Source organism: Pseudofrankia coriaricola (assembly GCF_032027725.1).
Taxonomy (GTDB): domain Bacteria; phylum Actinomycetota; class Actinomycetes; order Frankiales; family Frankiaceae; genus Pseudofrankia.
In genome coordinates, this window is the sequence record NZ_JASNFO010000033.1 from 163,199 (window position 1) to 185,196 (window position 21,998).

Here is a 21,998-nt window from a genome sequence, read left to right on the forward strand (position 1 = left end):
CTAAACGGTCATCGAGTAGGCGACGACGCCGCGGCGCAGGGCGTCCATGGCCTCGCGCGCGGTGGAGCGCAGGGGGGACCCGGCGCCGGCTGTCTGGGCGATCTGGTCGAGCAGGTCGAGCAGCTGGCGCATCCAGCGGACGAAGTCGCCTGCGGTCAGCTCGGTCGCGTCCTCGCCGAGGATCCGCTCCAGCGACCGGCCCGACGCCCAGCCGTAGGCCGCGGTGACGAAGCCCAGCTCCGGCGGGCGCAGGAAGTCCAGGCCATGCTCCTGTTCGACGCCGGACAGCTGGACGTAGATCCGGTGGGTGGCGCCGAGCGCGGCCCGCAGGTCCTCGTCGCCGGGCAGCGCCGGCATCGCCAGGTCGTCGCCGCGCGGCTCGAACACCAGCGACGACACCGCGGCGGCCAGCGCCGCCGGCGTGAGCGGCTCCCACACGCCCCGGTCGAGGCAGACCGCCACGATCAGGTCCTGCTCGGTGTAGATCCGGGCGAGGCGCGCTCCCTTCGGGGTGACGGTGTCACCGTCCAGGTAGTCGAGCTCGGTCAGCGCCGCGCGGACCCGGTCGAACGTGCGGGCGACCGTGTTGGTCCGGCCCTCGACCTTGCGGGCCAGCGCCTCGGTCTCCCGGCGCAGCCGGGTCGCGCGCTCGGCCTTGCGCAGGTGCTCCTCGCGGCGCGGGCAGTCGTGCACCGGGTGGGCTCGCAGCGCGCGGCGCAGCCGGGCGAGCTCGGCGTCGTCGGACGCGGCGGAGCGGGCCCGCTCCCGCTTGCCGGGCTCGGCGCGCAGCTCGGCGTGGTGCAGCGAGCTCGCCAGGTCGCGCCGGGAGCGGGCGTCGCGGGGGTTGAACGTCCGCGGCACCCGCACCCGGCCGAGCGGCTCGACCGCGACCGGGAAGTCGATCAGGGAGAGCCGCCTGACCTGCCGGTCGGCGGTGAGCACCAGTGGGCGCGGCTCGTCGACGGAGCGCGGGTCGACGGCCACGTCGAGCACGACCGCGAGCCCCATCCGCCGCCCGGCCGGCACCCGGACCACGTCGCCGGTGCGCAGCCGCGCCAGCGCCTCGGCCGCCTCCGCGCGGCCGTGGGCCGCGCCCTCGCGCGAGAGGCGCTTCTCCCGCTCGCGGATGTCGCGCCGGATCTGGTCGTACTCGTGCGCCGAGCCCCGGTCGCACTCGACCTCGGCGGTCAGTTCGTCGAGCGCCGCCTGGTTGCGCCGCACCTGCCGCGCGAGCCCGACGACGGCCCGGTCGGCCTGGAACTGGGCGAACGACGACTCCAGCACGGTGCGGGCGCGCTCGGCGCCGAGCCGGCCGACCAGGTTGACGGCCATGTTGTAGGAGGGGCGGAACGACGAGCGCAGCGGGTAGGTGCGGGTCGAGGCGAGCCCGGCGACGGCCAGCGGGTCCAGCCCCGGCTGCCAGAGCACCACCGCGTGGCCCTCGATGTCGATGCCGCGCCGGCCGGCCCGGCCGGTGAGCTGGGTGTACTCGCCGGGGGTGATGTCGGCGCGGGTCTGGCCGTTGAACTTCGACAGCCGTTCGAGGACGACGGTGCGCGCCGGCATGTTGATGCCGAGCGCGAGCGTCTCCGTCGCGAACACGGCGCGGACCAGGCCCCGCACGAACAGCTCCTCGACGACCTCCTTGAACACCGGCAGCATCCCGGCGTGGTGCGCGGCCAGGCCCCGCTCCAGCCCGTCGAGCCACTCCCAGTAGCCGAGGACGCGCAGGTCGCCGTCGGGGATCCCGGCGGTGCGGGCCCGCACGTGGGCGCGGATCTCGGCGGCCTGCTCGGACGTCGTCAGCCGCAGCCCGGCGGCCGCGCAGGCCGCCACCGCGGCGTCGCAGCCGACCCGGCTGAACACGAAGGTGATCGCCGGCAGCAGGCCGTCGCGGTCGAGCCGCTCGATCACCTGCGGGCGGCTCGGCACCCAGGGCCGCCGCCGCGGCCGTCCGCCGGGGCCCGGCCGCCCGGAGCGCGACCACTCCGGCCCAGAGCTCTCCAGCCGGGCCAGCCGCAGCAGCTCGGGGTTGACCGGCCGGCCGTCCGAGGCAACCGCCCCGACGGCCCGGTCCCCCGCGCCGTTCCGGTCGTCGCCGGCCCCGGCCGGGCGGTCGTCGCGGCCGCGCTGACCATCATGGCTGTCACGGCCACCCCGGCCCGGCCGGGCTGGCCCGGCGTCGCGGGCCGCGCGGCTCTGCCGTCCGGGGGCGCCGGCGCGGCCGGGCCGCTCGCCGCGCGCGCCGTCGCGGGCCCGATCCCGGCCGGCGGCGGCACCAGGGCCGGGACCGGACCCGGGCCCCGCGGGCTTGAGCGCGCGAGGGCCGCCGTAGACGTCACCGAGCGGGGCGGCGTCCTCGACGAACAGGTCGTAGAGCGCGCGGTCGGCCAGGACGTGCTGCCACAGCGGCACCGGCCGGTGCTCGGAGACGATCACCCGGGTGTGGCCGCGGACGGTGACCAGCCACTGGGCGAACTCCTCGGCGTTGCTCACCGTCGCCGACAGCGACACCAGCTGGACATGCGCCGGCAGATGGATGATCACCTCTTCCCAGACGGCGCCGCGCTGCCGGTCGGCGAGGTAGTGGACCTCGTCCATGACGACGTAGGCGAGGTCGTCGAAGCGGTGGCTGCCCTCCGGGGAGGCGTAGAGCATGTTGCGCAGCACCTCGGTGGTCATGACCACCACCGGGGCGTCGCCGTTGCGGGAGGTGTCGCCGGTGAGCAGGCCGACGTTGGCCACGCCGTGGGCGGCGACCAGGTCGGCGTACTTCTGGTTCGACAGCGCCTTGATCGGCGTGGTGTAGAAGCAGCGCCGCCCGCCGCGCAGCGCGAGGAACGCGGCGAACTCGCCGACGATCGTCTTGCCGGCGCCGGTCGGCGCGGCGACGAGCACTCCCTCGCCGGCGGCGAGGGCCTCGCAGGCCTCGACCTGGAAGGGGTCGAGCCCGAACGGGTAGCGCGCCGCGAACTGCGCCAGCGCCACCACCGGGTCGGTGACCGCCACCCCGGGGGGCTTCTCCTCGGCCTCCGCCTCGAGCTCCAGGGCGAGCTCGGCGTCCAGCTCGGCCGTCAGCTCGTCGGCCGGGGCCGCGGGGGCCGGCCACGGCCCGGTCTCCCGGCTGGTGAGCTCCGCGGTGTAGGAGAACTGGTCGGGATCGGCGAGTTCGCCCGGAGGCCCGGCGCCGCGGACCGCACCGGCGGCGGGGAGGCCGTCCTGGCCGGCCGGGACGGCGGACCTGGCGGACGACTGGTGGGCACGCGGGGCGCGGTCAGCGGGATCAACCCCGCCAACGTCGCCGTCCGCCCCCGTGGCGGCGTCGACTTCCGCACCCGGCTCGGGTGGCTGGGAGGTCACGCCTTCAGGTTACGGGACCGGACCGACAGGCCAGCCCGGGCGCCGGGCGGCGCCGCCCGGCAGGTGGGCCGGCGGATGGACGGGTGGTTTGAGCTGCCGGACCGCTCAGGTGGCGTCGCCGGCAGCGGGGCCGGCCGAGTCGGCCGGCGCGCCGGCCTCGGCGAGCTCGGCGAGCTGCTTGCGGGCCTTGCGGCCGGCCCGGCCGTCCTGCTGGGCCTGCGCGGTGAGAGCCGCCACGCGCCGCGTCTCACCGGAGTCGTCGAACTCCAGCGGCGAGGCCGCGTCGTCGTCGAGGTCCGAGTAGACGGACGTGTCACCGCGCAGCTTCCTGCGGCGGTCGTTGAGCCAGCCGATGAACAGCGCGAGCTCGTACAGGACGATCATCGGCAGGCCGAGCGCCAACATGGTGAACGGGTCCTGGCTCGGCGTCACGATCGCGGCGAACACGAACGTCAGGAAGATCTCGGCCCGCCGCCACGACCGCAGCCGCTTCGTGGTCACCAGCCCGGCCAGGTTGAGCAGGCAGATCAGCAGCGGGACCTCGAACGAGATGCCGAAGATGAGCAGCATCGCGATCACGTAGCTGAGGTACTTATCCGCGGACAGGAGGCTGACGAGGTGCTCGCCGCCGAAGCCGAGCAGCAGCCTGAGCCCGGTCTCCAGCGTCAGGTACGCGAACAACCCGCCGACCGCGAACAGCACCAGCGAGGTGGCCACGAAGGTCAGCGCCCAGCGCCGCTCGTGGCGGTGCAGGCCCGGCGTGATGAACGACCAGAGCTGGTAGAGCCAGACCGGCGCGGAGAGCACCGCGGCCGCGATCGCGGCGACCTTCAGCTCGATCATGAAGGCGCCGGTGATGTCGAAGAAGTACAGCTGGCAGTTCTGGCCGGCCTGCTGCGCGCGCAGCTTCGCGGGCAGGTCGCAGTACGGCCCCGTCAGCCAGTGCATGATCGTGTTCTTGAAGACGAAGGCCACGACCAAGGCGGCGAGGAACGCCAGCAGTGCCTTGAACAGCCGGTTGCGCAGCTCGCGCAGGTGCTCGGTCAGCGGCATCCGGCTGTCCTCCACCGTGCGCGTGCGCCGGTGGTTGACGGACGAGGCGAGGCGCCGCGGCGAAGGGAGGCCAGGCACGTTCGGGCCGCTCCTGCTCACTGGGTCGGGGACGTGGGTCTACGGAAGGCCGCCGGCCACCCGTCACGACGCGCCACGGCCGGGGGCGCGGCGAGGTCGGCCTGTCGGCCCGCCCGGCCGCCGACCCGGGTACGACGGCGAATCGGCGTGGTCAGGCCGCCGACCCGCACCGGGCTGGCGTGCGACGCGACCCCCACCGGCCCGAGTCTCGTGCCGTCGGCGGCACGAGGGGTCAGTGCTGCTGCTGGGCCTCGACCGGGCCGACACCGTTGGCCGACGGGGCCTGCACGGCATCGTGCTCGAGTTCCGCGACCCGCTTGCGCAGCGCGTCGACCTCCGACGACTCCAGCTCCGCCTTCGGGGTGGCGATCGGCTTCGGCGACGGCGCCGGGGTCGGCGTCACGTCGTCCTCGCGCAGGCCCTTCGTCTCCGCCTTGAAGATCCGCAGGGAGCGGCCGAGCGACCGTGAGGCCTCGGGCAGCTTCTTCGCCCCGAACAGGACCAGCACCACGATCGCGATAATGATGATCTCGGTCGTACCCAGGTTCGGCATGGCAGACGTCCTCCGGTGTCCGATGACCGGTGCTGCGACCGGTGCGAGCCTGATGTTACGTCGAGAGCATAGGTCGGAACAGACAACAGCCAGGTAACCCACAGATGACGGAATGAGCCCACAACCCGTCTACCTGCATCTTCCGGTGTATGAATCTTCCGGCGTATGAAGCCGGCCGATCAGCCCTTACGTCGCCGTCCTGGCTGGTCAGACCACATACGTCATCCACCGAGTTTTACGGACAGCGCGGGAGGAACGACGGCGGCGGATCACCGAGCCCGGGTCGGTCGGTCAGCCCGCCGCGGATCGCTCGGCGAGCCGGGCCGTCACCTCGGCGGTGTCGAGCCGGGCCGACAGGGCTGTGGTCTCGGCCGACAGGCCGGAGACCCGCTCCTTGAGCTCGCCCGCCGTGGACCGCGCCGCGCGGACCTTGCGCCACACGGCCAGGGCACACAGCACGAGCAGCAGGAGTGACCCGACGATCAGCGCGACGTCGACCAGAACCCACGGCATGACCGATCACCCTACCCGCGCGCCTGTCAGGAAGAGGCGGTGTCGTCGTAGGCCGTGAGGGCCTTGGCGGCCGCGTCGTGGATCTCGGTGACGAGGGTGGGCGGGCCGACGACCCTGGCGTCGCCGCCGAGGCCGAGCAGCAGGCGGCGCAGCCACGCCGTCCCGGTCGCGTACAGGGTCATGCGCAGGCCGCCGCCCGGCAGCTCCGCGGTGGACTCGACGGGGTAGTGGTCGGCCGCCCAGCGGGCGGAGGCGGACAGGTCGACGACGGCGAGCAGGTCGCCCGGGCCCGGGGTGAACACCCCGGCGCTGACGTCACGGACGGCCGCGTCCGGCGGCGGGGCCGCCCGCTCGTCGAGCACCCGCACGCCGGCGGCGCCGCCGACGATGGAGTCCAGACGGAACATCCGCACCGCCTCGGCGCGGTGGCACCAGCCCTCCAGGTACCAGTGCCCGTCCATCGACAGCAGCCGCATCGGGTCGACATCGCGCTCGGTGAGCTCGTCGCGCGACCAGACCAGGTAGCGCAGGTGCACCCGGCGCCGCTCCCGCAGGGCCCGCTGCAGCACGGTCAGCACCTCGTTCGGCGGGTCGAGCTGGACGCCGACCCGCTCGGTCGGGCGGCTGCCGATCGCCTCCTCTATCCGCTCGACCGCCCGTTCCAGCGCCTCCCGGCCGGCGAGGCCCGGCAGGTCGGCGAGCGCCCGCGCGGCGACGACCAGGGCGGTCGCCTCGTCCACGGTCAGGCGCAGCGGCCGGTCCAGGGTCTGCGGGTCGACGACGGTGATCTGTCCGCCCTCGTAGCTGATGTCGATCAGGTCACCGGGCGCGCCCCCGGGCAGGCCGCAGATGAACAGCAGGTCCAGGTCGTCGCGCAGCTGGCGGGCGGTGATCCCGAACGCCGCGGCGGCCGCGTCGACGGAGACCCCCGGCCGCGCGCGCAGCCACGGCACCAGCGCCAGCAGACGGGACAGCCGGTCCTCCGACGGCGCCTCGCCCGCCGCCCGGCCCGCCGCCCGGCCCGCCGGCCCGTCGGCCCGGCGCCGCCCGCCGCCGTTACCGCCCGCTCCCGCGGCGGAGGCCGAGGAGCCGGCGCCGCCAGCCCTGTCCGTGGTGCCCACGGCGGCGGTCGTCGGGACGGAGGCCGAGGCGGCCGCGCCACCGGCGGCGGCGCGCAGCCGGCGGACGACCTCGGCGCGCATGTCCGGCGGGTCGAGGACGACGACGTCGGCGCCGTAGCCGGCCACCCAGCGGGCCATCCGCTCGACGTCGGCGAAGCCGATCCGCAGCACCTCCATGTCCGCGCCGACCCCGGGGCGTGCCTCGCCGGCCTCCCCCACCGGGACGGGTACGCCGGCCGCGCCGGACACCGCGGCGGGGCGGCCCCGGCGGCGCAGCGCATGGCCGGCGCCGACCCGGACCGCGAGCGTCGCCGTGCGCACCCGGTCGGGGACGGACGACGAGGACATCGTCACCATCGCCCGCAGGTCCACACCCGCCGGCACCGCCACCGCGCCCGCTGGGCCGACCGGGCGCACCGGCCCGGTGACCCGGGACAGGCGGAACACCCGGGGCGCGCCGCGGCGGCGGTCGTGCCCGGCCAGGTACCAGCGGCCGCGCCAGGACAGCACGCCCCACGGCTCGACGAGGCGCTCCGCCGGCTCGGCCTCCCCCGGCTTGCGGTACGGGAAGCGCACGGCACGGCGTTCCTGGACAGCGGCCAGGCACGGCTCGAACGCCGCCTCGGCCGCGTCGACGCGCGGCTCGAGCCCGTCGAGGCCGAACAGCTCCGCCGGCCCCGGCGCCCCGGCCGGCCTGGCGGGGGCCTCACCGGGCGGACCGGGGCCCAGGCCGGGGCTGGTGGCGGCTCCCCCAGCGGCGAGCTTGCGCAGCGCGCTCGCCGCGGGCGCCGCCAGCGACGCGGTCGACCACAGCCGGGTGGCGAGCGCCAGCGCCGCCGCCTCGTCCGGGGTCAGCCGGACCTCGGGCAGCGCGTAGTCGTCGCGGCGGATCCGGTACCCGACCTCGTCACCGTAGGAGTCGGACCCGGTCTCCAGCGGGATGCCCAGGTCGCGCAGATACTGCTTGTCCCGCTCGAACATCCGGCGGAACGCCTCGTGCTCGTCGCCGTCTCGGCCCGGCTCGTAGCCCTCGACCATGTCGCCGATCTCGGACACGGTCAGGAACCTCGACGTCGCCATCAGGCACATCGTCAGGTTGAGCAGCCGCTCCAGCCGTCGACGGGACACACCCGGTGAGGTTATCTGCCGTCAGGGCAACCGGGACGCGAGGCCGCACAGCAGTTCGACGCGCGCCCGCCACGGGCTCCCGTGGATCCGTATTATGCCGCCTGTTGCGGCCCGCTGGGGGCTGCGACGGCCGGCCCATGGGTGCCTGTTGGCCGTCCGGCTGGAAACGCGGATACGCGCCCGCGCGCCGGTCAGCTGCTGGCCGCGGGGTCCGTCGGGGCGGTGGTGGCGCCCGCGGCCCCGGAACCGCCGAGGTCGAGAAGGTCCACGACGAAGACGATCGTGTCGTCGACCTTGATCGGGCCGCTGCCACCCTGCGGCCCGTAGCCCAGCGCGGGCGGGATGATGATCATCCGCCGGCCGCCGACGCGCATGCCCTCGACGCTGTCCTTGACGCTGCCGCCGATGCCCTGGGCGAAGCCGGCGATGACCTGGCTCAGCGTGAACGTCGCCGGCTCGCCCTGGGTCCAGGAGGCGTCGAACTTCTCGCCGGTGTTCCACAGGACGCCGACGTAGTTGACCGTCACGTTGCTGTCGAGGCTCGCCTGGGCACCCTGGCCGACGACCAGATCCTTCACGGTCAGCGCCGTGGGCGGCACGCCCACGCCGGCGCCGACAGCCGGCTCGACCGTCAGGTTCGTCGGGTTGCCCACGACCGGCAGCACGGTCGGCGCCTCGGTGACGGGCGCCTTCGTCGTCACCGGGGCCGCGGCGGTGCCGTCGGGGGCGGTACCCGCGTCGCACCCGGCGACGGCGGCGCCCAGCAGGACCACCGCCACCGCACAGCCGGCGACGACCCGCCGACCGTGCCCCCGGCCGCGGGAACCAGCCGCGGCGGCCAGCGGCGCGAACGGACGGGTGGGCACGGGGCGAAGACTCGTCGTCACGGGAGGGTGCGTCCTTCCTGGATGGCGGCGGATGACGTGGACGACCTGCCGGCGCGCCTTCCGACGAGATACCGAGCGGATGCCGACCAGATCCGGAGGCATCCTCGCAGAGCCCGAAACCCTTCCGCCACCACCGCCCGCCCCAGTTCCCCCAGGCCACCGCCCCCACAACGCTCCCCCGCCAAACCCCCGACCCCCACCGCCGAGACACGACCGGCCAGAAGCACAAGACGTGGACAAACGCTCCCCGCCACGCTTCGACCCGCACCGCCCGCACCACGACCGACCAGAAAGCACGAAACGCGGACAGTCATCCACATGCGGCGCCACTGTTTCGCACGCCAGCGAAAAGTCATGAGAGTGCGCAACACCCGGGCATCCCACGGGTTCGATGTCAAATCACACGATGGGACGGTGTCGTTCCAGCGAGCAAGCAACGCAACCCGACCACCGCTGGTGACGGCGCCTCAGCGCAGCGCCGTTTCGGCGAGCAGGTCACACAACCCGACCACCGTTGGTGACGGCGCCTCAGCGCAGCGCCAACCCGACCACCTCGTCAGCCCGGACCCAGCGTTACCACCGCTATATGCCAGGACCCGGAACCACGTGGGGAGGGCGCCCAGCGCCCGACAGGCGCTGCCCGGTTGCGGGCGCGGAGCGTCCGGCAACGGGAGCGCCCTACATGGACGCGATCAGCTTGTCGACGCGGTCGTCGACGGAGCGGAACGGGTCCTTGCACAGGACCGTGCGCTGGGCCTGGTCGTTGAGCTTGAGATGGACCCAGTCGACGGTGAAGTCGCGGCGCTTCTCCTGCGCCCGCTTGATGAACTCGCCGCGCAGCCGCGCCCGGGTGGTCTGCGGCGGCTTCGACTTCGCCTCGAAGATGTCCAGGTCACGGGTGACCCGCTCGACGAGCCCCGCCTTCTCCATCCGGTAGTACAGCCCGCGCTCGCGGTGGATGTCGTGGTACTTCAGGTCGAGCTCGGCGACCCGCGGCGAGGCCAGCGACACGTCGTGGCGGGCGCGGAAACGATCGATGAGCACGTACTTCGTCACCCAGTCGATCTCCCGGGCGACCAGCTCCAGGTCGTCGGTCTCGATCGCCAGCAGCGTACGGCCCCACAGGTCGAGCACCCGCTTCGCGACCGCGTCACCGCCGCGGCGGTCGACGAACTCCACCGCCTTGGCGTAGTACTCCCGCTGGATGTCGAGCGCGCTGACCTCCCGTCCGTTCGCCAGCCGGATCTTGCGCTGGCAGGTCATGTCGTGGCTGACCTCGCGGATGGCGCGGATCGGGTTCTCCAGCGTCATGTCACGCAGCACGACGCCCGCCTCGACCATGCGCAGCACCAGGTCCGTCGCGCCGACCTTGAGCAGCATCGTCGTCTCGGACATGTTCGAGTCGCCGACGATGACATGCAGCCGGCGGAAGCGCTCGGCGTCCGCGTGCGGCTCGTCGCGGGTGTTGATGATCGGGCGCGACCGGGTCGTCGCGCTCGACACCGACTCCCAGATGTGCTCGGCCCGCTGGGAGATGCAGTAGACCGCGCCGCGCGGCGTCTGCAGCACCTTGCCGGCCCCGCAGAGGATCTGGCGGCTCACGAGGAACGGGACCAGCACGTCGGCGAGCCGGGAGAACTCGCCGTGCCGGCCGACCAGGTAGTTCTCGTGGCAGCCGTAGCTGTTGCCCGCCGAGTCGGTGTTGTTCTTGAACAGGTGGATGTCGCCGGCGATGCCCTCCTCGCGCAGCCGCCGCTCGGCCTCCACCAGCAGGCCCTCCAGGATGCGCTCCCCGGCCTTGTCGTGGGTGACGAGGTCGGGCACGGAGTCGCATTCCGGTGTGGCGTACTCGGGGTGGCTGCCCACGTCCAGGTAGAGGCGCGCCCCGTTCTTCAGGAACACGTTGCTGCTGCGGCCCCAGGACACGACCCGCCGGAACAGGTAACGGGCCACCTCGTCCGGGCTCAGCCGCCGCTGGCCGCGGAACACGCAGGTGACGCCGTACTCGTTCTCCAGGCCGAAGATGCGGCGATCCACACCTGGACCCTATGCGCGTCGCCGTCTCCGCGCGGCCGGACGCACGCGCCGGCCCCGGGAATTCGGCACGCCGGGCCGGTCGGCGTCACGAACCGTCAGAAAACTCGTCATTTCGGCTACGCCCGGCGACATACGCCGCCATCTCCCGCGGCGACGGCGGCCCCACGGCCGACCGGGCCGAAAGCTCGCGGCCGCCCGCGAGCGGCCTGGCGTGGCCCTCCCGGACATGCGGGCGGGCCGTCAGGCCAGGGGTAGGCCGGGCCGCCTGCCCGGACGGCGGGCGACCGCTCAGCGGACCGGCGGGCCGGCCGGCGGCACGGTCCGCGCCGAGCTCTCCGCCCGAGCCCACACGTCCGCCGCCGGCGCGGGCACGACCGGCGTCGGCGCCGAGGCGGGAACCGGCACGGGGATGCCGGGGAAGCCGACCGCCTCGTCGTCGTCCTCGTCCGGCGTCTCGGCGCGCCGGGAGCCGCCAAGCCAGCCGCGGGTGTCGCCGACCATGACCAGGGCCACCCCGAGCGCCGCCCACACCGTCAGCACCGCCGCCGGGTCCCCGCCGCCGGCGCCCCGGAAGTAGGCCGCCGACCGCAGCAGTGTCACGCCGGCGCCCGGCGGGGTCAGCTGCCCGAGACCCCCCCACGGGGCCGGCATCATCTCCGGCGCCGACGACCAGGCCGACAGCGCCGCCGCGACCACGAAGAACACGAACCCGCCGGTGAGCCCCGCCGTCCCCGCCCTGGCGCCCAGCCCCAGGACCGTGCCGGCCACCGCGAGCGACAGCAGCGTCAGCACCCCGGCCGCGGCCAGGTAGGAGCCAGGCAGCACGTCCAGCCCGTAGCGCAGCGCCGCGGCCCCGGACGCCCCCGCCGCCACGGCGAGGCCGACGAGCCCCGCGAGCCTCACGCGGCGGCGCGGGGTCGCCCGCGCGAGCAGCACCCCGCCGGCGGCGACCACCAGGACCAGCGGCAGGTAGCCGGCGGACAGCCCGCCGCCGACGTGGTCGGCCGGCGCGTTCGGCACCACGTCCACCACCGGGATCTCGGCGTTCGGCGCGACCTGGGTGATGCCGTGCTGCATCGCCTCCGACACGGCCGGGCTCGCGGCCGACGCGACGTGCAGCGACAGCCCGCTCGGCCCGACCACGAACGCGGCATAGGCCTCGCGGGCGCGCAGCGCCGCGTCGGCGGCGTCGCCGTCGGCGACCACCCGGACCCGCAACGCCCCCGGCTCGGTGTCCGACAGCTGCTCGGCGAGTGCCTTCGCCGCGTCGGCCGGGCCCGCCGCCAGCACCGGCAGGGAGCGCGGGCGCAGGCTGGTGACGGTCCACCCGTACAGGCTGGTCAGCACCCCGACCAGTACCGCCATGCCGACGACGAGCACGACGAGCCGCCGAGCCTGCCGCCCACCGCCGTCGGCGGCCCGCGTCGCCGGGCCCGCCCCATCCGCCCTGTACGGCCCATACGGCCCGGTTGTGAAGGTGCCTGGCCCCGGCCGGCCCGGCGCGTACGGCTCCGGCACGGCCCACGCCGGCTCCGCGCGCGGGCCGCGCGGGCCCGTGCCCCGGCCGCGGATGCCGCCGGGTCCCGTGGTCCTGCCGGGCGCGCGGTGGCGCGGACCGCCACGGCCACCATCCGGGCCGGCCACCGGGTCCCGCGCACCGCCCCCGCCGGGGTCGTTTCCCTCGCCCGTCAGCACCCGGCCCCTCCCGCCCGCGGCGTGCCCGTCCTGACAGGCACCCACCACCATCACCGTCCGCTATCGTTCGCGCCGATCCTGTGGCAACGAGCCGGCGTGCGCACGCGCCTCGCGGCGTGTCGTCGCGAACCGGCGGCAGAGTCCCGGCAGAGGGCCGGATAGAGGATCCGACGCCCGGCGTCGACGCCGCGGGGCAACTCCGACATCCCACCGGACGGCCTCGCCCCGCTCCCCCGCCCGGGCCGCCATCACTCCCGCGGGGCGGAGACGATAGGGCCATGTCCCATGCCCACAACACGCCCACCGAGGCCGCGGCCCCCGGCGGCGCGCCACTGACCGTCCGCGCCCCCGCCGGGGCGCCGCGCGGCGGCGTCGTCGTCGTCCACGACGCCCGCGGCATCACCCCGTACCTGCGCTCCGTCTGCGAGCGGCTCGCCGCCGCCGGCTGGCTCGCCGCCGCGCCGCACCTGTACCACCGCCAGGGGATCGCTCAGACCCCGGCGGCGGGCGGTTGGCCGACCGCGGCCACCGACATGCTCGCGTTCACCGGCGCGGAGATCGCCGCCGACGTCGACGCGGCCCTCGCCTACCTGGGTACGGCCGGCGTCGGTGAGGAGAGCCGCGCGATCATCGGCTTCTGCATGGGCGGCACCGTCGCGCTCGCCACCGCCACCCACGCGCCGCTGGCCGCCGCGGTCTCGTTCTACGGGGGCGCCGTCAGCGCGCCCTACTGGGATGGCATCGCGCCGCTCGTCGAGCTCGCCCCGGCGCTGCGCGGCCCATGGCTCGGCCTTTACGGGGAGGAAGACGCGCTGATCACGCTGGCGGAGATCAACGCGCTGCGGGATGCTGCGGCCAAGGCGCCGGTCCCCACCGAGCTGGTCTCCTACCCCGGCGCCGGCCACGCCTTCCACAGCGACGACCGGGCCTCCGTCCACCGCCCCGAGGCCGCCGCGGATGCCTGGTCGCGCGCCCTCGCGTTCCTCGACGAGCACGCGGCCAAGACGGCATAGCCGAGACGGCCCGGCCGGCGCGCCGCGGCCATGGCGGCGCAGGCAGGACCGCTCGCCTGACGGCAGCCGCGGGCCGCCGGGCCGCCGTCAGGCGGCGGATTCCTGCCAGGCCGCTTCGGATCGCCAGGCGGGGCATCAGTGGCCTGGAGAGGCTCCTGCAGCCGCGGCGGTGGGCACCAAAGAGAAATCCCCGCCGGTTCGCGGACGCGGACCAGCGGGGATTTCTCGTGACACCGTCAGTCCGCCGCGGCGGCCGTCTCCGCGAGCAGGCCCTCGAGCTGGGCGCCGACGATGCGCTTGAACTGGCGGCGCGCCCGGGTGCGGTCGAGCACCGCCACCTCCAGGTTGGCCGACGAGAGCACCCGCTCGCCGTTGCCCGCCGCCACGCCGGGACCGGGCTGGACGCCGGCGGTGAGCGCCGTCACCGCGACCCGCAGCGCCGCCGCCAGCGGCTGGCCAGCGGTGTGGTGCTCGCGCAGCGACGTGTTCACCTGCTCGGACTGGCCGCCGATCGCCACGAAGCCCCGCTCGTCCGCGATCGAGCCGTCGTAGGTCAGCCGGTAGATCTGGTCCGACTCCGGCGTCTGCCCGACCTCCGCGACGACGATCTCCACCTCGTACGGCTTGACCGACTCCGTGAAGATGGCGCCGAGGGTCTGCGCGTAGGCGTTCGCCAACGCCCGGCCGGTCACGTCCCGCCGGTCGTAGGTGTAGCCCTTCATGTCGGTCAGCCGGATCCCGGCCGTGCGCAGGTTCTCGAACTCGTTGTACTTGCCGACCGCGGCGAACGCGATCCGGTCGTACACCTCGCTGATCTTGTGCAGCGTCGTGGACGGGTTCTCGGCCACGAACAGGATGCCGTCCGCATAGGTGAGGATCACGACGCTGCGGCCCCGAGCGATGCCCTTGCGGGCGTACTCGGACTTGTCCCGGACCCACTGCTCCGGGCTTGCGTAGCCGCCGAACGGCATGGTCACGTCATCCTCCAGGGTTCGTCATGCGGTCCGCGACGAGGGCATCCACCACGGCCCCCACCTCGTCGTCGGCGTACCGCCGGAACCCGTCGGCGGTGACGGCCGCGATCACCGGGAAGATCCGCCGGGCCATGTCCGGCCCACCGGTCGCCGAGTCGTCGTCCGCCGCATCGTAGAGCGCCTCCAGGCTGATCCGGACGGCGCGTTCCTCCGACAGGTCGTCCTTGTAGAGCTTCTTCAGCGCGCCCCTGGCGAACAGCGAGCCGGAGCCGATCGAGTGGAAGCCCTTCTCCTCCGAGCGGGCCGCGGCGATGTCGTAGGAGAAGATCCGCCCGGCGCCGCTGTCGAGGTCGTAGCCGGCGAACAGCGGGACCACCGCCAGGCCCTGCAGGGCCATCGGCAGGTTGCCCTTGACCATGAAGCCGAGCCGGTTCGCCTTCGCGTCCAGGCTGAGGACCGCGCCCTCGATCTTCTCGTAGTGCTCCAGCTCGACCTGGAACAGCTTCACCAGGTCCGCGCCGACGCCGGCCGTGCCGGCGTAGCCGACCGCCGAGTACTCGTCGGCGTGGAACACCTTCTCCACGTCCCTGGTCGCGATCAGGTTCCCCTGGGTCGCCCGGCGGTCACCGGCCATGATCACGCCACCGGGGAAGGTCACCGCCACGATCGTCGTCCCGTGCGCCACCTCGGTCGCGGGCACCGGCAGCTGTTGCCGGCTCCCGGGCAGCAGGTCAGGCGACGCGAGCGACAGGAACTCGGTGAACGACGACGTTCCCGGCATCATGAACACGGACGGTAGACGCCCGGCTACACCACTAGTTGGATCCGGCACGCATCCCCCTTCAAGTAGTTCGCCGCCAGCAGCAGGCGGTTCGGGTCGTCCCCGAAGTTGCCCATCCCGGTGTTGCAGGTGAAGCACAAGATGCCACGGATCCGACCGGACGCGTGGTCGTGGTCCACGTGTTCCGGCGGACGAATCCGACAGACGGCACACGCGGCCCCCTGGGCGGCCACCAACGCGTCAACCTGACTCTCCGTCAGACCGAACCGCCGACGGATACGCGTACCTACAACGTCACCGTGCCACTTCCCCGAGTCACCACGCCCGCGGGCCCCGAGACAAGCGGAGCAACAGGGCTGCATGCGATCCTCACCGACCTTGGCACCCTCGCTCCGGCGGGCCGCGAAGTCCGCGAACGGCTTGCGCTTGCCACAGCACATGCACACCCGGAAGCCCTGCGCCGCCATCAACGGCGAACCTCGGTGCTGGTGCATCCGGAGGTACCTGGCCGCCAGCCGCAGCCCGTACTCGTCGTCCCCGAAGTTGCCCAGCCCGACGTTGCAGGTGAAGCACAGCACACCCCGGACCCAGCCGGCACGATGGTCGTGGTCCACGTGGGCGGCCGGTCTCTCCACGCAGATCGCGCAAAGGCCACGCTGCTCGGCAACCATCGCTTCGACGTCCTGCTCCGTCAGGCCGTATCTCAACAGGAGGGCACGGCTGCGGGTGCTGCCGTGCAGACGTCGCGCGCTGGCGTACGAACGCGCGTTGTTGCACGGTCTGGAATAGGTGTGCAGGCCGTCCGCCGCGTTCTTCTTCGCAGCGAACTCTGCGGCGGGCTTGCGCTCGCCGCAGTCCGGGCACACCCGGTACCCGTCGGACACCAGCGGACGAGTCCGCCGAAGGTTCGTAAGGTCGCCCGCCTTCCTCCGGTAGTACCGCTCCCGGCCACGCCGACGGAAACACTCGATGCAGTAGCTATGCCGGCCGTCTCTGGCTTTCGGGTCACGGTGGAACTGATCGAGGGGCTTCTCGACGCCACAGTCCCGACACGCCTTTGTGATCATGGGACATAGGTACACCGAGGCCGTGACCTGCACAAACGCGCTTAGAGAACCGGGTCTTGACGTCTATCAATCAGTCATGGTAAGATTGGAATTTCGACTATTCTCCACCTTTTTGCACATAGCCGCGGACAAACTCCTCCGCGTTCTCCTCGAGAACGTCGTCGATCTCGTCGAGGAGCGAGTCCACGTCCTCGGACAGCTTCTCGTGGCGCTCCTTGAGATCTGAGGCGGAACGCTCCTCGACCTCGACCTCCTCGGTGTCGTCGTCACGACGGCTGCCGTGGGTCTGGCCCCCGCTGGTGTCCTTGCTCGGCATGACTGCCTCCTGTCGTCGCGGCCGGCGCGCCTGCGCCGCCCGTCCGTGCCGGCGCCGCCGCCCAGGCCCTGCCAGGCCCGTATCCGGACCAAGCCGGTGTCTGGCGAGCTATCCGCGCCGGCGGTGCCGATGGCCAGTCATGTCGTCGACCAGCCCGGGCGTCGTCGCCTGCGATCACACTATCCCGGCCCACCGACTGGTTTCGGCGGATCGAGAGAGCACCACTTCATCACGAACGTCGGCCTCCGTCCGGCCGTCAGCCCTCAGCGCAACGAAGGCTACCCACGCCCGGCCGCGCCCATTCAGCCACGTCACGGCCCCGTGAGGCCGTCGCGCGGCCCGTCAGGGCGGCCACGGAGCGCACAGGCGGCGCCGTCCTCACCACCCTGGCACGGCGCGGCCCATCGCGCCCCACAGCGGCGTTGGGCGCTGGACGGCGGCCGGGGCGCGTCAACTGGCCTGACGTCGTGCCGGCAGCCCGTCCACGCAACCCAGCCACCGAGTGGTGACGGCGCATCAGCGCTGCGTCGCCCTAGCAACGTCCTCAAGCCGAGACCAGACCAACCCCGGTCATATGCCCTAACCCCGGAACCACGTGGGGAGCAGGGTCCCTGCCGGATCCGGGTTCCTGCTTGATCGGCGAAGCCGATCAAGCAGGTCTGGGAGCTTGCGGAGCCGATCTGGGAGGTCAGGCTCGGCGCCCGACGGACGGGCGCCCCAGCGCCCGTCCTTATTTGCCGGAGAGGGCGTCGACGAGCTCGGCGGCGGTGCGGCAGCGCTCCAGCAGGGCGCCGACGTGGCTCTTGGTGCCGCGCAGCGGCTCCAAGGTCGGGACGCGCTGCAGGGAGTCGCGGCCGATGTCGAAGATGACCGAGTCCCAGCTGGCGGCGGCGACCTGCTGCGGGTACTGCGCGAGGCAACGGCCGCGGAAGTAGGCCCTGGTGTCCTCGGGGGGCTCGGTCATGGAGCGCACGACGTCGTCCTCGGTGACGAGCCGGTCCATCCGGCCGCGGGCGACGAGCCGGTTGTAAAGGCCTTTGTCGGCGCGGACGTCGTGGTACTGCAGGTCGACGAGCTGGAGCCGCGGGTCGTTCCAGGGCAGGTTGTCGCGGGTGCGGTAGCCCTCGGCGATGGAGAGCTTGGCGACCCAGTCGAGCTCGCGGGCGCAGGTCATCGGGTCGTCCTCGAGCCGGGTGAGAACGGACTCCCAGCGGGCGAGGATGTCGACGGTCTGCGCGTCGGCGTCCGTGCCGTAGCGGTCCTCGACGTACTTGCGGGCCTGTTCGAGGTACTCCATCTGCAGCTGGATGGCGGTCATCCTCCGCCCGTCGCGCAGGGTGACCAGGTGGCGAAGGCTCGGGTCGTGGGAGACGGCCCGCAGGGCGGCGACCGGCCCGTCGACGGACAGGTCGACGGTGAGCCAGCTGTCCTCGATCATCGACAGCACGAGCGCGGTGGTGCCGACCTTGAGATAGGTGGCGATCTCGCTCATGTTGGCGTCGCCGATGATGACGTGCAGCCGGCGGTACTTCTCCGGGTCGGCGTGCGGCTCGTCGCGGGTGTTGATGATGGGGCGTTTCAGGGTGGTCTCGAGCCCGACCTCGACCTCGAAGAAGTCGGCGCGCTGGCTGAGCTGGTAGCCGGCGGTGCGGCCGTCGACGCCGACACCGACACGGCCGGCGCCGCAGAAGACCTGGCGGGTGACGAAGAACGGGGTGAGGTTGCGGACGATCTCGCCGAAGGGGGTCGACCGGGCCATGAGGTAGTTCTCGTGGCAGCCGTAGGAGACGCCCTTGTTGTCGGTGTTGTTCTTGTAGAGGTGCACCGGGTAGGTGCCGGGGACGTGCAGGGCGCGCCGCGCGGCCTCGGCCATGACCCGCTCGCCGGACTTGTCCCAGAGCACCACGTCGCGTGGGTTGGTGCACTCGGGGGCGGAGTACTCGGGATGGGCGTGGTCGACGTAGAACCGGGCGCCGTTGGTCAGGATGACGTTCGCCAGGCCCAGGTCGTCCTCGTTGGCGGGCGCGGACGGGTCGACGACGGGCTCGCGTGGCGTCTCGAAGCCGCGTGCGTCCCGCAGCGGGGACTCCTCCTCGAAGTCCCAGCGGGCCCGGCTGCCGCCGCTGGCCGTCCGGTTGGCATACGAGTTCACCACCAACGACGAGGCGAGCATCTGGTTGGTGTTGGGCTGACCAGGCACCGAGACGCCGTACTCGGTCTCCACACCCATGATCCGGCGAACGCTCACTCTGTCAGCGTAGGCGGTCGGCGGCCGGTTGGTCGGCCAGACAGCCCCGCAGTTTTATTGGTTCGCTCCGTCCGGGCGCCGCGCTCCGGCCCCGTACTCGCTTCGCTCCCACGGGACCTCCGCGCGGCGTCCTCCTCCGCGAACAGGGCGCTACGGCGACCTCGCTGCGGCCCAACCCACTTCGCTGCGCTCGTGGGCCCGGGCCTCCGCGAGGCGCGCCTCCGCGCCCGCACGGTCACCTACCGCTGAACGTCACCAATCCGAAGTGGCCTCGTCCGTGCGTTTCCTTCGCTGCGCTCGGTGCCGAGCCCTCCACGCCCGCACGGCCACCCGCTGCTGCACGTCACCAACTACCAGGCGGTCTGGTCTCGTCGCGGAACGCGCGAGGCCGGCCCGTCCCCGGTGGATGCGGGGGCGGGCCGGCCTCGGAGCTGCCTCTACAGGTACTGGCCCGTGTTGGCGATGGTGTCGATCGAGCGGCCGGCCTCGGTGCCCTTGGTGCCGGTGACGAGCGTGCGGATGTAGACGATCCGCTCGCCCTTCTTGCCGGAGATGCGGGCCCAGTCGTCCGGGTTGGTCGTGTTCGGGAGGTCCTCGTTCTCCTTGAACTCGTCCATGCAGGCCTGGAGCAGGTGCTGCATCCGGATGCCCTTGACGCCGCCCTCGATGAGCTCCTTGACGGCCATCTTCTTGGCACGGGCCACGATGTTCTCGATCATGGCACCGGAGTTGAAGTCCTTGAAGTACAGGACCTCCTTGTCGCCGTTGGCGTAGGTGACCTCGAGGAAGCGGTTGTCCTCACTCTCCGAGTACATCCGCTCGACGGTCCGCTGGATCATCGCCTGGACGGTGGCCTCGGGACTGCCGCCGTTCTCGGCCACGTCGTCCGGGTGCAGCGGCAGTTCGGGCAGGACGTACTTCGCGAAGATGTCCTTGGCCGCCTCGGCGTCGGGCCGTTCGACCTTGATCTTCACGTCGAGCCGGCCGGGGCGCAGGATGGCCGGGTCGATCATGTCCTCGCGGTTCGAGGCGCCGATGACGATCACGTTCTCCAGCAGCTCGACACCGTCGATCTCGGCGAGGAGCTGCGGGACGATCGTGTTCTCGACATCCGAGGACACGCCCGAGCCGCGGGTGCGGAAGATCGAGTCCATCTCGTCGAAGAACACGATGACCGGCATGCCCTCGGACGCCTTCTCGCGCGCCCGCTGGAAGACCAGCCGGATCTGCCGCTCGGTCTCGCCGACGTACTTGTTGAGCAGCTCGGGGCCCTTGATGTTGAGGAAGAACGCCCGACCGGACCCGTTGCCGCGCAGCGCCTCGACCTTCTTGGCGAGCGAGTTGGCGACGGCCTTGGCGATGAGCGTCTTGCCGCAGCCGGGCGGGCCGTAGAGCAGCACGCCCTTCGGGGGCTTGAGCTTGTGCTCTACGAAGAGGTCCTTGTACAGGAACGGCAGCTCGACGGCGTCGCGGATCGACTCGATCTGGCCCTTGAGGCCGCCGATCTGCTCGTAGCCGATGTCGGGGACCTCCTCCAGGACGAGCTCCTCGACCTCCGACTTGGGTATCCGCTCGAAGGCGTAGCCGCTGCGCGGCTCGATGAGCAGCGAGTCGCCCGCGCGCACCGGGCCGTCGAGCAGCGGCTGGGCCAGCATGACCACCCGCTCCTCGTCGGTGTGCCCGATGACGAGCGCCCGGTCGCCGCTCTCGAGGATCTCCTTGAGCAGCACGATCTCGCCGTGCCGCTCCCAGGCCCGCACCTCGACGACGTTGAGAGCCTCGTTGAGCATGACCTCCTGGCCTGGGCGCAGCCCGTCGATGACGACGTTCGGCGAGACCGTCACCCGAAGCTTTCGGCCCTGGGTGAACACGTCGACCGTGCCGTCGTCGTACGGGGTCAGGAAGATCCCGTAGCCGCTCGGCGGCTGGGCCAGCCGGTCGACCTCCTCCTTGAGCGTGACGATCTGGTCACGTGCCTCCCGGAGGGTGGCCACCAGCTTCTCGTTGTGTGCCGTGGAGCTCGCCAGGTCCGACTGGATCTCAGCGAGCCGTTCCTCGAGCACCCGGACCTGCCGGGGCGACTCTGACAGCCGCCGTCGCAACATGGCCACTTCCTCCTCGAGGAAGGCGACCTGCGTCGTGAGCTCGTGCACTTCCTTCTGGTACGCCGACGTTCGTGCCGCTTCGGCGTCACCAGGACGACCCGTGCTCCCATCGGAGCCAGAGCCCGAGCGGGGATCGGACACCGCGCCTCCACCTCCCCCGTGCTGACCGGGACGCACCCAACACTACCGTTGTGACCGCCGCTGACAGGCAAGGTCCGCAAGGACGGCCGGGCTTTGTCGTAAACAGCGGGTTACGGTGCCATGGTGACAGACGATCGGAGCCGCGTGGCAACTCCTTCGAACTCGGGTGTCTCGGCCGGGCTTCGGGTGCGGATCGACCAGGGGGCGTGCACCGGTGACGGCCTGTGCGTCACCCGGGCACCTTCCGTGTTCGAGCACGACATCGACGGCCTCGCGTACGTCAAGAGCACCGAAGGCGAGCTGCTGACCCAACCGGGCGCCCGGGTGGTGATTCCGCTCCCACTCGTGGACGCGGTGGTCGACGCGGCCGATGAATGCCCCGGCGACTGCATCTACGTGGAGCGGCCCGACGGCACCCTGGAAGCCGGCCCGGGTTCCTGACGCCCGCCTCCCGTGCCGCATGGGTCCTCACTCTGCCCGCCGGGTCCGCGCCTCGCCAGCTGGGGCTGTATCTCTGGTTCGCTCCGTCCGGGCGGCGCGCTCCGGCCCCTTACTCGCTTCGCTCCCAAGGGACCTCCGCGCGCCGTCCTCCTGCGCTCACGGGCGCTCCGGCGACCTCGCTGCGGCCCCCCTACGTCGCTTCGCTCGTAGGAGGGCCTCCGCGAGGCGCGCCTCCGCGCCCAGCCCGGTTGCGTCCCGCTGTAGGTCGCGAGCCCGAAGCTGCTGTCTCGGTGGGGGCACGTCGCTTCGCTCGTGGACGGCCTTCGCGCCTGATCGGCACGGAACGCGACCAGCACCGATCCAGACGTTCCACGAGCGAAGCGACGTGGCTCCCGCGAAGATCTGGCTACGGTTCGGGGGTCGGTCTTGGCTTGGTGACGTCACAGCGGCAGGCGACCGAGCTGGCGCGGAGGCGCGCCTCCGCGGA

Annotated in this window: 16 protein-coding genes; 2 read left to right on the plus strand and 14 right to left on the minus strand. The window is 72.7% G+C overall.

The features are described 5' to 3' along the window. The 8 genes from QOZ89_RS19125 to QOZ89_RS19160 all read right to left on the minus strand — a co-directional run bounded on the left by QOZ89_RS19125 (nt 1) and on the right by QOZ89_RS19160 (nt 12,476). Complete coding sequence (locus QOZ89_RS19125) at nt 1–3,009, minus strand: DEAD/DEAH box helicase (protein ID WP_491723661.1); 3,009 nt, start codon at nt 3,007–3,009, stop codon at nt 1–3. A gap of 456 nt (nt 3,010–3,465) precedes the next feature. After that, nucleotides 3,466–4,491 (minus strand): twin-arginine translocase subunit TatC, encoded by a 1,026-nt coding sequence (gene tatC, locus QOZ89_RS19130; protein WP_312624387.1) that lies wholly within the window; start codon nt 4,489–4,491, stop codon nt 3,466–3,468. A 232-nt stretch (nt 4,492–4,723) separates the two neighbouring features. Continuing rightward, nucleotides 4,724–5,044: a Sec-independent protein translocase subunit TatA gene (gene tatA / locus QOZ89_RS19135; RefSeq protein ID WP_071050429.1), complete on the minus strand. Its 321-nt coding sequence runs from the start codon at nt 5,042–5,044 to the stop codon at nt 4,724–4,726. Between the two features lie 291 nt (nt 5,045–5,335). Continuing rightward, the gene (locus QOZ89_RS19140) at nt 5,336–5,557 is read right to left on the minus strand and encodes a hypothetical protein (RefSeq protein WP_312624388.1); all 222 of its coding nucleotides are present in this window, start codon (nt 5,555–5,557) and stop codon (nt 5,336–5,338) included. 26 nt (nt 5,558–5,583) lie between these two features. Next, on the minus strand, nt 5,584–7,806 hold the full coding sequence (locus QOZ89_RS19145) for a helix-turn-helix transcriptional regulator (RefSeq protein ID WP_312624389.1): 2,223 nt from the start codon (nt 7,804–7,806) through the stop codon (nt 5,584–5,586). 191 nt (nt 7,807–7,997) lie between these two features. Further along, nucleotides 7,998–8,693 (minus strand): FKBP-type peptidyl-prolyl cis-trans isomerase, encoded by a 696-nt coding sequence (locus QOZ89_RS19150; RefSeq protein ID WP_241841924.1) that lies wholly within the window; start codon nt 8,691–8,693, stop codon nt 7,998–8,000. A gap of 678 nt (nt 8,694–9,371) precedes the next feature. Next, complete coding sequence (pafA, locus tag QOZ89_RS19155; RefSeq protein WP_071050426.1) at nt 9,372–10,730, minus strand: Pup--protein ligase; 1,359 nt, start codon at nt 10,728–10,730, stop codon at nt 9,372–9,374. 288 nt (nt 10,731–11,018) lie between these two features. Further along, a complete protein-coding gene (locus QOZ89_RS19160) occupies nt 11,019–12,476 on the minus strand; it encodes a hypothetical protein (protein WP_312624400.1) in 1,458 nt (485 codons plus the stop codon). Nucleotides 12,477–12,703: 227 nt separating this feature from the next. On the opposite strand from QOZ89_RS19160, the gene QOZ89_RS19165 reads away from it, so the two are divergent. After that, on the plus strand, nt 12,704–13,438 hold the full coding sequence (locus tag QOZ89_RS19165) for a dienelactone hydrolase family protein (RefSeq protein ID WP_312624390.1): 735 nt from the start codon (nt 12,704–12,706) through the stop codon (nt 13,436–13,438). Nucleotides 13,439–13,674: 236 nt separating this feature from the next. Here the strand turns inward: QOZ89_RS19165 and prcA are convergent, their stop codons facing one another. The 6 genes from prcA to arc all read right to left on the minus strand — a co-directional run bounded on the left by prcA (nt 13,675) and on the right by arc (nt 21,070). Further along, entirely contained in the window at nt 13,675–14,415 is a 741-nt protein-coding gene (prcA, locus tag QOZ89_RS19170; protein ID WP_071050424.1) for a proteasome subunit alpha, read from the minus strand. A gap of 1 nt (nt 14,416) precedes the next feature. After that, a complete protein-coding gene (prcB, locus tag QOZ89_RS19175; protein ID WP_198543355.1) occupies nt 14,417–15,244 on the minus strand; it encodes a proteasome subunit beta in 828 nt (275 codons plus the stop codon). After that, nucleotides 15,220–16,260, minus strand: a complete 1,041-nt coding sequence (locus QOZ89_RS19180) for an endonuclease VII domain-containing protein (RefSeq protein WP_312624391.1) — start codon at nt 16,258–16,260, stop codon at nt 15,220–15,222. Before QOZ89_RS19180 ends, prcB begins: the two co-directional genes overlap by 25 nt. 97 nt (nt 16,261–16,357) lie before the next feature. Beyond that, nucleotides 16,358–16,576 (minus strand): ubiquitin-like protein Pup, encoded by a 219-nt coding sequence (locus QOZ89_RS19185; protein ID WP_071050421.1) that lies wholly within the window; start codon nt 16,574–16,576, stop codon nt 16,358–16,360. 730 nt (nt 16,577–17,306) lie between these two features. Continuing rightward, on the minus strand, nt 17,307–18,806 hold the full coding sequence (dop, locus tag QOZ89_RS19190) for a depupylase/deamidase Dop (RefSeq protein WP_071050420.1): 1,500 nt from the start codon (nt 18,804–18,806) through the stop codon (nt 17,307–17,309). A 455-nt stretch (nt 18,807–19,261) separates the two neighbouring features. Beyond that, nucleotides 19,262–21,070 carry a proteasome ATPase gene (arc, locus tag QOZ89_RS19195; protein ID WP_071050419.1) on the minus strand — a complete coding sequence of 603 codons (1,809 nt, stop codon included), beginning with the start codon at nt 21,068–21,070 and terminating at the stop codon, nt 19,262–19,264. A 120-nt stretch (nt 21,071–21,190) separates the two neighbouring features. Here arc and QOZ89_RS19200 point away from each other — a divergent pair, with 120 nt between their 5' ends. Further along, a complete protein-coding gene (locus QOZ89_RS19200) occupies nt 21,191–21,511 on the plus strand; it encodes a ferredoxin (RefSeq protein WP_071050418.1) in 321 nt (106 codons plus the stop codon). Nucleotides 21,512–21,998 lie beyond the last annotated feature (487 nt).

What these genes read in the sequence shown, in the direction of transcription:
- dop (WP_071050420.1), bottom strand. Translation starts at nt 18,806, where the DNA reads ATGGGTGTGGAGACCGAGTACGGCGTCTCGGTGCCTGGTCAGCCCAAC.
- QOZ89_RS19180 (WP_312624391.1), bottom strand. Translation starts at nt 16,260, where the DNA reads ATGATCACAAAGGCGTGTCGGGACTGTGGCGTCGAGAAGCCCCTCGAT.
- QOZ89_RS19200 (WP_071050418.1), top strand. Translation starts at nt 21,191, where the DNA reads ATGGTGACAGACGATCGGAGCCGCGTGGCAACTCCTTCGAACTCGGGT.
- QOZ89_RS19140 (WP_312624388.1), bottom strand. Translation starts at nt 5,557, where the DNA reads ATGCCGTGGGTTCTGGTCGACGTCGCGCTGATCGTCGGGTCACTCCTG.
- tatA (WP_071050429.1), bottom strand. Translation starts at nt 5,044, where the DNA reads ATGCCGAACCTGGGTACGACCGAGATCATCATTATCGCGATCGTGGTG.
- QOZ89_RS19185 (WP_071050421.1), bottom strand. Translation starts at nt 16,576, where the DNA reads ATGCCGAGCAAGGACACCAGCGGGGGCCAGACCCACGGCAGCCGTCGT.
- QOZ89_RS19160 (WP_312624400.1), bottom strand. Translation starts at nt 12,476, where the DNA reads ATGGTGGTGGGTGCCTGTCAGGACGGGCACGCCGCGGGCGGGAGGGGC.
- QOZ89_RS19165 (WP_312624390.1), top strand. Translation starts at nt 12,704, where the DNA reads ATGTCCCATGCCCACAACACGCCCACCGAGGCCGCGGCCCCCGGCGGC.